The sequence below is a fragment of the Labrys sp. KB_33_2 genome, assembly GCF_052114505.1.
Taxonomy (GTDB): Bacteria; Pseudomonadota; Alphaproteobacteria; order Rhizobiales; family Labraceae; genus Labrys.
Window position 1 is genome coordinate 22,629 of sequence record NZ_JBFREW010000022.1, and the last position, 13,462, is coordinate 36,090.

11 protein-coding genes are annotated in these 13,462 nt (G+C 63.3%); 1 reads left to right on the forward strand and 10 read right to left on the reverse strand.

Features of this window, described 5'->3' with window-relative positions; all coding sequences use genetic code 11:
* Positions 1 to 85 precede the first annotated feature (85 nt).
* Entirely contained in the window at positions 86 to 1,897 is a 1,812-nt protein-coding gene (locus AB4037_RS29920; RefSeq protein ID WP_441773986.1) for an aminopeptidase P family protein, read from the forward strand.
* A gap of 72 nt (positions 1,898 to 1,969) precedes the next feature.
* Here the strand turns inward: AB4037_RS29920 and AB4037_RS29925 are convergent, their stop codons facing one another.
* From AB4037_RS29925 to ftsZ, 10 genes are all read right to left on the reverse strand, one after another.
* Positions 1,970 to 2,272, reverse strand: a complete 303-nt coding sequence (locus tag AB4037_RS29925) for an AzlD family protein (RefSeq protein ID WP_434955761.1) — start codon at positions 2,270 to 2,272, stop codon at positions 1,970 to 1,972.
* A complete protein-coding gene (locus tag AB4037_RS29930; protein WP_434955760.1) occupies positions 2,262 to 3,002 on the reverse strand; it encodes an AzlC family ABC transporter permease in 741 nt (246 codons plus the stop codon). The genes AB4037_RS29925 and AB4037_RS29930 overlap by 11 nt, the downstream gene beginning before the upstream one ends.
* Positions 3,003 to 3,121: 119 nt before the next feature.
* On the reverse strand, positions 3,122 to 3,979 hold the full coding sequence (locus AB4037_RS29935; RefSeq protein WP_434955759.1) for an AraC family transcriptional regulator: 858 nt from the start codon (positions 3,977 to 3,979) through the stop codon (positions 3,122 to 3,124).
* Between the two features lie 68 nt (positions 3,980 to 4,047).
* On the reverse strand, positions 4,048 to 4,527 hold the full coding sequence (locus AB4037_RS29940) for a DUF3828 domain-containing protein (protein ID WP_434955758.1): 480 nt from the start codon (positions 4,525 to 4,527) through the stop codon (positions 4,048 to 4,050).
* Between the two features lie 5 nt (positions 4,528 to 4,532).
* Positions 4,533 to 6,656 carry an NAD-dependent DNA ligase LigA gene (gene ligA / locus AB4037_RS29945; RefSeq protein ID WP_441773987.1) on the reverse strand — a complete coding sequence of 708 codons (2,124 nt, stop codon included), beginning with the start codon at positions 6,654 to 6,656 and terminating at the stop codon, positions 4,533 to 4,535.
* Between the two features lie 106 nt (positions 6,657 to 6,762).
* A complete protein-coding gene (locus tag AB4037_RS29950) occupies positions 6,763 to 7,326 on the reverse strand; it encodes an REP-associated tyrosine transposase (RefSeq protein ID WP_441773988.1) in 564 nt (187 codons plus the stop codon).
* Between the two features lie 70 nt (positions 7,327 to 7,396).
* A complete protein-coding gene (gene recN / locus AB4037_RS29955; protein WP_441773989.1) occupies positions 7,397 to 9,091 on the reverse strand; it encodes a DNA repair protein RecN in 1,695 nt (564 codons plus the stop codon).
* Between the two features lie 117 nt (positions 9,092 to 9,208).
* A complete protein-coding gene (locus AB4037_RS29960) occupies positions 9,209 to 10,075 on the reverse strand; it encodes an outer membrane protein assembly factor BamD (protein ID WP_434955754.1) in 867 nt (288 codons plus the stop codon).
* Between the two features lie 263 nt (positions 10,076 to 10,338).
* On the reverse strand, positions 10,339 to 11,298 hold the full coding sequence (lpxC, locus tag AB4037_RS29965; protein ID WP_434955753.1) for a UDP-3-O-acyl-N-acetylglucosamine deacetylase: 960 nt from the start codon (positions 11,296 to 11,298) through the stop codon (positions 10,339 to 10,341).
* 326 nt (positions 11,299 to 11,624) lie between these two features.
* Entirely contained in the window at positions 11,625 to 13,289 is a 1,665-nt protein-coding gene (gene ftsZ, locus AB4037_RS29970; protein ID WP_441773990.1) for a cell division protein FtsZ, read from the reverse strand.
* Positions 13,290 to 13,462: the final 173 nt, after the last annotated feature.

Here is a 13,462-nt window from a genome sequence, read left to right on the forward strand (position 1 = left end):
AGAGGTGTTGGCGCCAAGTCTGCAAGGGCGCGTCTCTCCCTCATCCGCCTGCCGGAGAAGGCAATTATATTTCAAGGGTGATCAAATGGCTTTTCAGTCCTTCGACGAAATTTCCCAGCCCAGCCTCGGCCCATCCCGCGCGGCAGCGTTACGCGACAAGCTCGCCGCCTCGGGCCTCGACGGCTTCGTGGTTCCTCGCTCCGACGAGCATCAGAACGAATATTGCCCGCCCTCGGAAGAACGCCTCGCCTGGCTCACCGGCTTTGCGGGATCAGCCGGCATCGCCATCGTCCTGAAGGACCAGGCTTCGATTTTCGTCGATGGGCGTTACACCGTACAGGTGCGCGAGCAGGTGGACACCTCGACATACACGCCGCGCCATCTCATCGAAGAGCCGCCGGAAAAATGGCTCGGCGCCGTGCTCAAGCCTGGCATGAAACTCGGCTATGATCCGCATCTTCAATCGATGAACGAGGTCGAACGTCTTCGCACCGCCTGCGAGAAGGCGGGCGCAAGTCTCGTTGCTGTCACGGAAAACCCGGTCGACGCCATCTGGACGGATCGTCCTGCCCCGCCCCTCGCCCAGATCATCCTGCATGACGTCGCTCTGGCTGGCGAGAGCGTTTCCTCCAAGGTCGAACGCCTGCAGGCCAAATTGCGCGAGCAGAAGATCGACGCCGTCTTCACCAACGATGCCCATGCCTCCGCTTGGCTCTTCAACATCCGCGGCGGCGACGTCTCCCACACGCCCCTGCCCCTCTCCTACGCGCTGGTGCCCGCGGAGGGACAGCCGACCTTGTTCGCCGATGGCCGCAAATTTTCCAACGCGGTGCGGGACGATCTCGCCCAGCATATGGCGATCGCCGAGCCGCGCCAGATAGAGGCCGTGCTCGCTGGAAGCGTGAAGGGCAAGACGGTGCGGCTCGATCCCGGCATGGTGGTCGAGCATTTCGCCACCTTGGTCGAGCAGGCCGGCGGCAAGGTGCAGAAGGGCGGCGATCCCGTGGCCCTCCTGCGTGCCGTCAAGAATGAGGCCGAGCGGGCCGGCGCCAGGGCCGCCCATATTCGCGACGGCGTCGCCTTCGTGAACTTCCTCGCCTGGTTCGAGCAGGCCGTGCCTGCCGGCAAGGAAACCGAGATCTCGGTGGCCGAGGCCCTGGAGCGCTTCCGCGAAGGCACCGGCGTCTTGAAGGACCTCTCCTTCCCCTCGATCTCCTCGGCCGGGCCGAACGCCGCTTTGCCGCATTATCGCGTCAGCCACGCCAGCAACCGCCCGGTGACGCCTGGCTTCTTCCTGATCGACTCAGGCGCGCAATATGTCGACGGCACCACCGACATCACTCGCACCATCGCGGTAGGCGAGGTCTCGCCCGAGATGAAGGACCGCTATACCCGCGTGCTCAAGGGCCACATCGCCATCTCCCTGGCGCGCTTCCCCAAGGGCGCCTCGGGCGCCCAGCTCGACAGCTTCGCCCGCGTCGCGCTCTGGGAGATAGGTACCGATTTCGACCATGGCACCGGCCATGGCGTCGGCTCCTATCTCTCCGTGCATGAAGGGCCGCAGCGCATCTCCAAGCTCGGCACCACGCCGCTGGAACCCGGCATGATCCTGTCCAACGAGCCGGGCTATTACCGGGTCGGCGCCTTCGGAGTGCGCATCGAGAACCTCGTCCTGGTCGAAGAGATCGAGATCAAGGGCGCCGAGCGCACCATGTACGGCTTCGAGACGCTCACCCTCGCGCCCATCGACACCAGGCCGATCGTATCGTCCCTGCTCACCCAAAGAGAGATCGACTGGCTCAACGCCTACCATGTCCAGGTGCGCGAGACGCTCGCCCCTCTGCTCGACGAGCCGGAGCGCCAGTGGCTGGAGCAGGTTACGCAGGCGATCGGTTAATCGGGGCGCTAGCCTTCGGGTCAGCCTTGCGACGCTCAAGCGTTAACGAAGAGGCGGGTCTGAAGACCCTCCTCACCCCATGGCCATCCTCAACAGCACCACGCTGACCACGCCGACCGCAATGGTGACGAGCAGGGGCATGCGGGTGGCGGAGACAGCGGTGATGCCGGCGGCGATGGTTTCGGCCGGCCCGGTCGCCAGGGCGACCGGAGCGATCACGGAAACCAGCACGGCTGCCGGGATGGCGTCGAAGGCGGCCTTGGTGCGGCCCGCCAGAGCGAGGCGGCCGCCCAGGAAGATGCCGGCGATGCGGGTGGCGTAGGTCACCAAGGCCATGGTGAGGATGGCAGCGACCGTATGGGGATCAAACGACATCGATGGCCTCCTTGGTGTCGAGCTTGCTATGGCCGGGAGGCCCGGCCAGGAAGCCGGGATGGCCCGTCAGGAAGGCAGCCAGAATGCCCGCCAGGGCGCCCGCGGGCACATGCCAGGGTGCCCCGATCTTCAAATAGACCAGCGCCGCCACCACGGCGCTGGTGAGGATGGTCGCCGCCGAGCTGCGCCCTTCCCAAAAGCCTGCGATCAGCCCGATGAACAGGGCCGTAAAGGCGAAATCGGCGCCGTAGCGGGCAGGATCGCCCAGAAGCTGGCCGACGAGCCCGCCCGCCGAGCTCCACAGCGCCCAATTGAGATAGAAGAACACCGACATGGCGAAATAATAGGTCGGCGTCAGCTCGGCCCTAGCGGCCCGGCGCTCCGACATCGCCCAGTTCTCGTCGGCCATCATGAAGAAGCCGAGAAAACGCTGGGCGGGCGAGAACAGCGCCGTCTTGGGTGTCAACGAGGCCCCCATCAGGATATGGCGGCAATTGATCAGCAGGGTGCCGAAGGCCAAGGTCAGGATGGAAACCGGCTGCACCCATTGTTCGAGGGCAGCGAATTGCGCACTGCCGGCAAAGACGGTTGTCGACATCAGCGCGATCTCGGCCGGCGACAGGCCCTTGGAGACAGCGATGGCGCCGAACAGGAAGCCGATCGGAATCGCCGCCAGGGCGGGCGGAGCGATATCGATCAGCGCGGAACGGATTTCGGAACGGGCGGACAAGGGACAACTCCTGATGGAGCGCCCTGATTAAGCACAACGCAATCGCCAGTCTTGGACAAAAGTTGCATCAGGAGTGTCAGCCTCTGGCCAACGTTTGTCGGCCGGAGGCTGACGCTCCATCACCCGCGAAAAGCGCCCGGCGTCACACCCATGCGCGCCTTGAACACTCGGTTGAGATGGCTCTGATCGTAGAAGCCGCAGGCAGCAGCCACTTCGGCCGGCCCTTCGCCTGCCGCCAGCAGGCGGCGGGCCGCCCGGTAGCGCCGGTCGGTGAGATAGGCATGCGGCGTGGTCCCCATCGCCTTGCGGAAGGAGCGCACCAGATGGCTGCGATTGAGGCCGGCCACAGCGGCAAGCTCGTCGAGGCCGACATCGCGCTCGAAATGCTGGTCCAGATAGGCGCGCGCCTTGGCAAGCGGCCCGCTCTCGTCACCGAGTTTGATCGGCTCGCCATGTCCGCCCCAACGCCCGAGCAAGGCCGAAAAGAAGCGGCCGAGCCTGGCGTCCCGTTCGAGCAGGGTTACGGCGGGATCGCTGAGTGCAATCTGCAGCTCCACCAGGTCAGCCGCCAGAGCAGGATCCTCGATCACCGAGCGATCGAACCAAGGTGTGCCGGCGGTCGAACGGCCGAAGGTGTCCTCGGCAATTGAGCGCATCAGATCGACGGTGGGGTAGAGTACGCGGTAGACGAAGCCCTCGCCCGCCGGCTCGCCGTCATGCAATTCATCGGGGCAGACCATCGCGAAACTTCCCGGCGAGGCATAATGCCTGACACCGCGATGCGAGAATGCCTCGCAACCATCGAGCACGGCGGCGATGGCATAGGTCTCATGGGTATGGGGCACATAGCGGTGCCGGCGGAAGATCGCGCTCAGGCATTCCAATCCATCATAGCGCTGCTCGCGCCAGAACCGAACGGCATCGCCCCGTTCGGCGGCATCCCCAAGTGTGGTGAAGGCAGTGGATTCCGACGGCATCGCCACAAGATAATGACTTTGTCGGCAAATTGCTTGGATGAAAGTTGCGTCCGCCGTAGCGGCCGCCTTTATTTCAAGGACAGCATCTGACGAAGGGACCAAGCCTCCTCAGTACTGCCCTTCTTCGAGATGTTGAAAACACGCCACTGCTCGTTTTCCTTCACCAAGTCGTAGACGAGTTCGTCGCGTTTGGGATCACCGCGATTGAAACTCACGCCCACCTGGGCCCGGTCACCCTGCAGCGAAGCAGGCTCGATCTTCAAATCCTTGATCATCGGATCCTGTGAATCGCTCACCGGATCGAAATCGAGCGCTCCCACCTCGCCCGACTTGGTGGATTCGTCGATATCCTTCTTCACTGCGGCGGCCAGGTCCTTGCTGAGATATTTGGCACGCAGCTTGACATCGCCGATGATGTCGATGCCCTTCGTCTCGGGCGTCTTTCCCGAATAGATCTGCTTCACTATCGCCTCGGGCGAGGTTTCGGCCGCCAGGGCTGGCACCGCCAGCCCCGATGCCAGCAGAAGGCCGAGGCAAAGTCTACGCATCCTGGTCATTCGTCGTGTTCCGCTCCATTCACGAGCTCGAACCATTCATCCTCATTGATGACCTTGACGCCGTGCTTTTGCGCATCCGCCAGTTTCGAACCGGCGCCGGGGCCGGCTACCACGAGATCGGTCTTCTTGGAGACGGAGCCCGAGACCTTCGCGCCCAGCCGGTCGGCCATGGCCTTGGCCTCGTCACGGCTCATGCGCTCCAGCGCCCCGGTGAACACCACCGTCTTGCCGGCGACAGGGCTCTCGGAGCGGGGCTTTTCAGCATCGAGGATGCGGATCTCCGCCGTCAGCCGTCCGAGGATGGCAAGGTTGTGGCTCTCGGCGAAATAGGCGCCGATGGCCTCCACCACGGTTTCGCCGATCTGGTCGATTGCATCCATCTCCGCACCGGCCTCCTCGTCCTTGGCGGCGATGCGCAGCGCCGCCTGCTCGAAGGCCTGCCAGGAACCATAGGCGCGGGCGAGCTGGCGGGCCGTGGTCTCACCGACATGGCGGATGCCGAGCGCATAGAGGAAACGCTCCAGCGCGATCTCGCGGCGGGCATCGATGGCCGCGAACAGGTTCTTGGTGGAGGTCGCGCCAAAACCCTCTCGATCCTTCAGCTTCTTCAGATTCTGGCCGTCACGGACTGCCAAAGTGAAGATGTCGCCGGGCTCGCGGATAGGCAAATCGTCATTCTCGAAGAAGAAGGCGATCTGCTTTTCGCCCAGCCCCTCGATGTCGAAGGCGCGGCGGGACACGAAGTGCCTAAGATGCTCGATCTTCTGGAAAGGACAGGCGAATTCGCCCGAGCAGCGCCGCACGGCCCCCTCCCCGCCCGTCACCGTTTCCTCGCGCACGACGGGGGTCTTCAGCGAACAAGGGCAGGTTTCAGGGAAGACATAGGGAACGGCGTCCGCCGGGCGCTTCTCGATCACGGCCCCCAGGATCTGCGGGATGACGTCGCCGGCCCGCTGCACGATCACGGTATCGCCGATACGCACATCCTTGCGGGCGATCTCGTCCTCATTGTGCAGGGTGGCATTGGAGACGACCACGCCACCGACGGTAACCGGCTGGAGCTTCGCCACCGGCGTCAAAGCTCCTGTGCGTCCCACCTGGATCTCGATACCCTGCAGCAGCGTGGTTGCCTTCTCGGCCGGGAACTTATGCGCCGTCGCCCAGCGCGGCGAGCGCGAGACGAAGCCGAGCCGCTGCTGCAGATCGAGCCGATCGACCTTGTAGACCACGCCATCGATGTCATAGCCCAGGGTGGCGCGCTGGGCCTCGATCATCCGGTAGTGGACAAGCAGGTCAGCCGCACCGTGGCAGCGTACCATCAAGGGGTTCACGGCAAAGCCCCAGTCGGCGAAAGCCCTCACCACCTCGAATTGCGTGGTGGCCGGAAGGGCGCTCACCTCGCCCCAGGCATAGGCGAAGAAGCGCAGGGGGCGGCTGGCGGTGATGGCGGCGTCGAGCTGGCGCAGCGAGCCGGCCGCCGCGTTGCGCGGATTGGCGAACAGGGGCTTTCCGAGAGCCGCCTGCCTCTCATTCATGGCATTGAAATCTGCGTGGCTCATATAGACTTCGCCGCGCACCTCGAAAGTCTCGGGGACATTGCCCTTGAGCACGTTGGGAATGTCGCCGATGGTGCGGACATTGGCAGTGACGTCCTCGCCTTCGGCACCATCGCCCCGCGTGGCGGCCACCACCAGCCTGCCCTTCTCATAGCGCAGCGAGCAGGACAGGCCATCGATCTTGGGTTCAGCGGTTACAACCACATCATCGCTCTCGCCAAGGCCCAGGAAGCGGCGGATGCGAGCCACGAACTCCTCGACATCCTCATCGGAGAAGCTGTTGGATAAAGAGAGCATCGGCACGCGGTGCCTTACGTTGGCGAATTTCTCCGACGGCGCCGCGCCGACTCTGTCGGACAGGCTCTCGGCCGATTTGAGCTCGGGGAAAAGCTCCTCGATCGCCGTGTAGCGCCGACGCAGGGCGTCGTAATCGGCATCGCTGAGAATCGGCGCATCGTTCTGGAAATAGGCCTTGTCGGCCTCGATCAACCGCGCCGCGAGCGCCTCATAATCAGTGCGGGCCTCGGCGAGCGAGAGGTCGGAGACGGATTTGGAAGTGTTCATGGCAGGCCAACCGATGCATTGCTTTGCTGTGGCTTAACACAACCATTCCAATCGGGGCAGAGGGACGGAGCGGGTTGCGCGTCGGTGGGCCGATCTCCAGATCGGCCTATTCGCCCGACCGAAAACGCGCACTTGACCATTTCCAGTCGATCGGATGACGGCAAAGTCCCGCTTTCACGGGATTGCGCTCGATATAGTCGATAGTTCGCCCGAATTGCTCCTCGTTTCGCATGAAACGGTCGAAATAGTCGCGCTGCCAAAAGGCTCCGTCTCTCTGAAGTACGCGGTTCGCTCTTAGGGCTTTGTATTTCTTCCAGGATCGGATGATATCGCCGAGCCGATGTCCCTCAATAGTCTCGAATAGGCAATGCACATGATTGGGCATGATACACCATGCCCACAAACGATAGCGCTCCTGATCGAAGGCAAACAAGGCCTGTTGCACGAGGTGCGCAATCTGGGACATCCCTAACCAACATGCACCAAGCCCCCTATCTAGTTCCCGTTCGATCTGTCGCCGATTGAGCTCCATTCGATCGATCGGATTGGCGAAATTCGTGGGAAGGCTGTCCACCAATCGAAATGTAACGAACTGCGTTGCCTCTGGTGAATCGAAATGAGGCAAGGAATGGGGCTGATACCAACCTAGATGTGGCTTCGTCTCGACCACGCAAATTCCGAGCCTAACCCGTGCCGATCTGGAGATCGGCACACCGAAATGCGACTGACGGCCTTGAAGACTATCGCGGCTGTATCGACCGGACGGCGCCGCCTCCACTCGCCAACAGCCGATCCGCCGCAGCCCGTGCTTCATCCGTCACATGAGCGCCAGCGAGCATGCGGGCGATCTCCTCGCGCCGCTTGTCGGTGTCCAGGGGAGAGACGCGGGTGGCGACCCTGTCCTTGCCTTCGGCCTCCTTGGCGATCAGGAAATGGGTGGAGGCGCGCGCCGCCACCTGAGGGGCATGGGTGACGTTGATGACCTGCACTTTGCCCGCCAGCCGCGCCAGACGCTGGCCGATGGCATCGGCGACGGCCCCGCCCACACCGGAATCGATCTCGTCGAACACCAAGGTCGGCGCCGAACCGCGATCGGCCAGCGCCACCTTCAGGGCCAGCATGAAGCGCGAGAGCTCGCCCCCCGACGCCACCTTCATCATCGGACCCGGGCGGGTGCCCGGGTTGGTCTGCACCCAGAATTCGACCCTGTCGAAACCATCGGGAGAAGCCAGGGTCTTGTCGCTCTCGACCGAGGTGGTGAACTTCGCCCTATCGAGCTTCAGAGGTGGTAATTCACCGTTGACAGCGGCGTCGAGCTGGCCTGCGGTGGCTCGGCGCTTGTCCGAGAGCACCGCGGCCTCAGCCTCATAGGCGAGACGGGCGGCACGATCGGCCTGCTCCAGGGTCTGGAGCTGCCCCTCCCCCTCGTCCAGGGCAGCGAGATCGGCCGTATAACGCTCGGCCAACGCCGGCAGATCCTCGACGGAGACGTCATATTTGCGGCTGGCGGCGCGCAGAGCGAACAGGCGTTCTTCCAGCCGTTCCAGCTCGGCCGGATCGAAATCGGCTTCATCCAATGCCGTCTGCAGCGCGATGCGGGCCTCTTCCAAGGCGTTGAGCGCCTGGTCCAGCGAGGCGATGGCCGGCTCGACCAGGCGTGGCGCCTGGGTCCCGCGTCGCTCGAGACGCCGGATGATGGCCGCCAGCGACGGCGTGGGAGAGCCATTGCCGCCAACCCCGTCATAGGCCTCCTTGAGGTCGACGGCGATCTTCTCGGCCTGCATCATATGGGTGCGGCGCTCGGCCAAGGCCTCTTCCTCGCCAGGCTGGACGTCGAGCTTGCCGAGTTCGTCGACCGAATGGCGCAGCCAGTCGCCCTCCGCCCGTGCCTTTTCCAGCCGGGCCCTGTGCTGTGCCAGCGACTGCGTCGCCTTGCGCCAGGCCGCATGCTTACCAGCCACATTGGCCGCCAGATCCTCCAACCCTCCGAAGGCATCGAGCAGGGCGCGGTGGGAAGCGGGATCAGTCAGAGCCCGGTCGTCATGTTGGCCGTGGATCTCAACCAGGGCAGCCCCCGTGGCACGCAGCACCTGCACGCTCACCGGTTGGTCGTTGATGAAAGCGCGGGTACGGCCATCAGCCATCTGCACACGGCGCAGGATCAGATCGCCGTCATCCGGGATATCGTTCGCCTTCAGCACAGCGCGGGCGGCATGATCGACCGAAACATCGAAAACCGCGCTGACCTGGCCCTGGCCGGTGCCGTGCCGCACCAGAGAGCCATCTCCCCGGCCACCGAGTGCCAAGGCAAAGGCATCGAGCAGGATCGATTTGCCGGCCCCAGTCTCGCCGGTCAGCACGGACAGGCCCGAGATGAATTCGAGGTCGAGCCGGTCGATCAGGACGATATCGCGAATGGCCAGTTGAACGAGCATGACAGCCTCTATACCGGGCTTGCGCCTGCGCCGCATGACAAAACATGAGGCTGCTCACAAGCAAAGGGCCGATCTTGCGACCGGCCCTTTACGAATTCGACAGTCGTTGCCAGCGCCTTAGAGCGTGATCGCGCTGCGGAACGTCCGGCTCAGCCAGGAATCGGTGTCTTCGCGCGGTTCCAGGCCATGCGACTTCACCAGCGTATAGGCATCCTTGTACCACTGGCTGTTGGGATAGTTGTGGCCAAGGATGGCGGCGGCGGTCTGCGCCTCGCTGGAAAGGCCCAGGGCCATATAGCATTCCGTCAGACGGCTCAGCGCTTCCTCGATCTGGCGGGTCTGAGCATAGTCCTTGACCACAGCCTTGTAACGGTTGACCGCAGCGGTATAGTTCTGCTGCTTCTGGTAGAAACGACCGATCTCCATTTCCTTGCCAGCGAGCTGGTCGCGTACGACCTGGATCTTGAATTTGGCGTCGGCGACATATTCCGACTTGGGATAGTCGGTGACGACCTTCTGGAAGCCGGCTAGCGCCTGACTGGCCCGATCCTGGTCGCGTGTGATGTCGGGGATCTGCTTATACTGGGAGTTGGCCCAGATATAGGTCATATAGGCCGCATCCTTGTCGGTCGGCCACAAGGTCACGTAGCGGCGCGACGAGGTGATGGCATCGTCGTAATTGCCCGACGTATAATTCGAATAAGCCATCATCAAAATGGCTTTCTTCTGCCATTCGGTCTGCGGATATTGCTTGTCGAGCGACTCGAAACGCTTCGAGGCTTTCGAATAGTCGCCCGCCTTCATGGCGACCAGACCCTGATTGTAGAGAAGATCCGGCGGATCGGTCGCCTGGGTCTTGTAACCCGGATCGTCATCCCAGAAACCGCAGGCGGCCAGCGGCGACGCCATCAGCGCAATGGCGACGGCGCGAACCGCGAGCCGCGTCGCGACAGTGCGGGAAGACGAGAGGGAACGCAGCGGCATCACTCAGACCTCTACTTCGACTAGTACTGGCATTGTCGCGCGCTTCCGGCAGATGAAACCATCCATCAGTTTCGCACCACAACGTTAAGACTTCGTGGTTCGACAAATCACGACCACCACCGGCCCGTCCTTATGGATAGGCCGCTATGCCGGCAGCAATTCCGGGGTCCTTGTAGCCGATTGTCCGGCCAAGCGCCACCGCCTCCGCAAAATTGTACAATGCTTTGCGGTGACGCTGTCAAGCGAGGCAAAAGCCTTCGCGCTCAATTGGTATCAGGCGCGAAGGCCGCAGCGGCCAGGCCGCTGGAGAGCTCGGCATGGCCGCTCTCGCGGCGTACCGGTGCATCGACCATGGTCCAGGCGCTGTCATCGGCGAACAGGGCCTGAAGCATCATGTAGTTCACGCGATGCCCACCGCAATAGGAACGGAACTGGCCGATCAGCGGAGCGCCGGCGAGTGCCAGATCGCCCACGGCATCGAGCATTTTGTGACGCACGAACTCATCGGCATAGCGAAGGCCTTCCGGATTGAGGATGCGATCCTCGCTCAGGGCAACCGAGTTCTCCAGAGACGAGCCGAGCGCCAGTCCCCGCTCCCACAGCTGCTCGACATCCTTGACGAAGCCGAAGGTACGAGCCCGCGACAATTCACGACGGAAATTGTCGGGCGTCAGGTCGAGCACACGGCGCTGGCGGCCGATCAGGGGCGTCTCGAAATCGATCTCGACGTCCATGCGGAAGCCCGCATTGCCGGACTTGTCCGACGGCGTCAGCTCGGCCCAGGCGCGTCCCATCTCGACGCGCACAGGCTTGAGAACCTTGATCTGGCGGCGGCGCGAACGCAGCGTGGCAATGCCGACCTGGTCGATCGCCGCGATGAAGGGAGCGGACGAGCCGTCCATCACTGGTACTTCAGCGCCGTCGACTTCCACGGTGACGTTGTCGATGCCGAGCCCACGCAGGGCAGCCATCAGATGCTCGATGGTCGCCACCGACGCCCGCGTGGTGTCGCCGATGACGGTGCACAGGCGCGTATCGATGACATTGCCGTAATGAGCAAGGATCTCCCGTTCGCGCCCATTATCCAGATGGGTGCGCAGGAAGATGATGCCGCTGTCGGCCTCGCTCGGATGCAAGGTGAGGGAGACGGGCTTGCCAGAATGGACACCGATCCCTTCGAGGGATACCCGGTCATTCAAAGTCGTCTGGAAACCAGATTTCATGTGCTTATTCCACAAGCCGTCCGCCAGGGTGGCGGTACCCAACCGAAACTAGACCGGCCTGCTTTCTGTTTGACCTTTTGATCCTATCATTCCCTGCCACGAGGACAGGGACTCGGACCTTTCTTCGAAAATACGTAAAGCAAAAACCAAAGGTTTAGCCAAATCACGCTTTCTTACGGTCTGTAACACAAGCTCGCCAAGTTCCGGCTGGAGAGCCTAGTTTTAAAATCCTTAATCATTTCAAAAAATTACGGCCCGGGTGATGCACCCGGGCCGTGATTGATCCGTGCTATGGTTACGATTCCGTCACGAAGACAAAACCGGCCTCAATTCGTATGGCGGCGCAGGAAGGCCGGAATCTCGAGCTGGTCGTCCTCGATCGAACGGGACTGCTGGGGTGCCGGACGCGGCGCCGGGGGACGGCGCTGGGCCTCGGGCGGACGTGGCGGCGCAGGGCGCGGCTCGGGCTGGCGGGCGACAGGCGCCGGCTCGTGTTCGACCTCATCCGCCTCGGGGCGGCCGAGGCCGACGGCGGCCAAGCGCTGGAGCAGCGTCATACGCTTCTTGTCACCGCCCTGGGGAGCCTCGGGACCACGCTGCGCGGCAATCTGGGCCTGCGCCGGCATCGGCAGGTCCTCGATGCGCGGCATGCGCGGCGGGCGGACGACAGCCCGCTCCGGTGCCGGCGGCACGAAATGCTCTGGCTCGGGATGGTGCTCGGGAGCACGCGGCGCTTCCTCGACCACCGGCTCACGGAACAGGGTCGGCTTGGGCGCCAGCGGGCGCAGAGTCACGTCATTGGCGGCAGCCACCGGCTCGACCGGGGCGGCCGGCGCAGGCTGGGCGATCTCCTGCTGGATCGGGGCTGTTTCAGCGGCCATCGGTGCCGGAGCCGCCGACGCGGTATTGCGCGGAGCGGCAACGCGGGCAGCCTGCACGGCCTGGGCGGCAGCCTGCTCACGCACGCGCTGGGTCATTTCCGCCAGGCGAATGTCGTCTTTGGAGGGCGAAGCCTGAGGAAGGATGGCCGAGTCGATACCGGTGGCGACCACCGAGACACGCATCGTGCCTTCCAGCGACGGATCCTGGGTGGCGCCCAGAATGATGTTGGCTTCCGGATCGACCTCTTCGCGAATGCGGGTCGCGGCCTCGTCGAGCTCGTAGAGCATCATGTCGGGGCCACCGGTGATCGAGATCAGCAGGCCGCGAGCACCCTTCATCGAGACGTCGTCGAGCAGCGGATTGGCGATCGCGGCCTCGGCGGCCAGGATGGCACGGCGCTCGCCGGAGGCTTCGCCGGTGCCCATCATCGCCTTGCCCATCTCGCGCATCACGGCGCGCACGTCGGCAAAGTCGAGATTGATCAAGCCGGGCTTGACCATGAGATCGGTGATGGAGGCAACACCCGAATAGAGCACCTGGTCGGCCATGGCGAAGGCGTCGGCGAAGGTGGTCTTGTCGTTGGCGACGCGGAACAGGTTCTGGTTCGGGATGACGATGAGCGTATCGACGCTCTTCTGGAGCTCGGCGATGCCGGACTCGGCCAGGCGCATGCGGCGCAGGCCCTCGAAATGGAAGGGCTTGGTGACGACGCCGACGGTCAGGATGCCGACCTCGCGGGCCACGCGGGCGATCACCGGAGCGGCGCCCGTACCCGTACCACCGCCCATGCCGGCGGTGACGAAAACCATGTGGACGCCATTGAGATGATCGCGGATCTCGTCGATCACCTCCTCGGCGGCGGCGCGACCAACCTCAGGCTGAGAACCTGCGCCGAGGCCCTCGGTGACCTGAATACCCATCTGCACGATGCGATCGGCCTTCGAAAGGGTCAGCGCCTGCGCATCCGTATTGGCGACGACGAAGTCGACGCCTTCCAATCCGGCCTCGATCATGTTGTTGACGGCGTTGCCGCCAGCCCCACCAACGCCGAACACGGTGATACGCGGCTTCAACTCCCGGATATCCGGCATTTTGAGGTTGATCGTCATGGTTCGCCTCTTTTGCAAGACGCGTCGCCGCGCCCCTTAATTGACCTTCATCAAGGCCTTACGACCCCTTCCTGCTCTTTGAATCAGAAAGTTACTGATTTGCGAAGCAGGCATTTGTGTAATCCGGCTAAATTCGACCGGAAAAATTAGTCAAAATGGCCTTGAAAAACCGA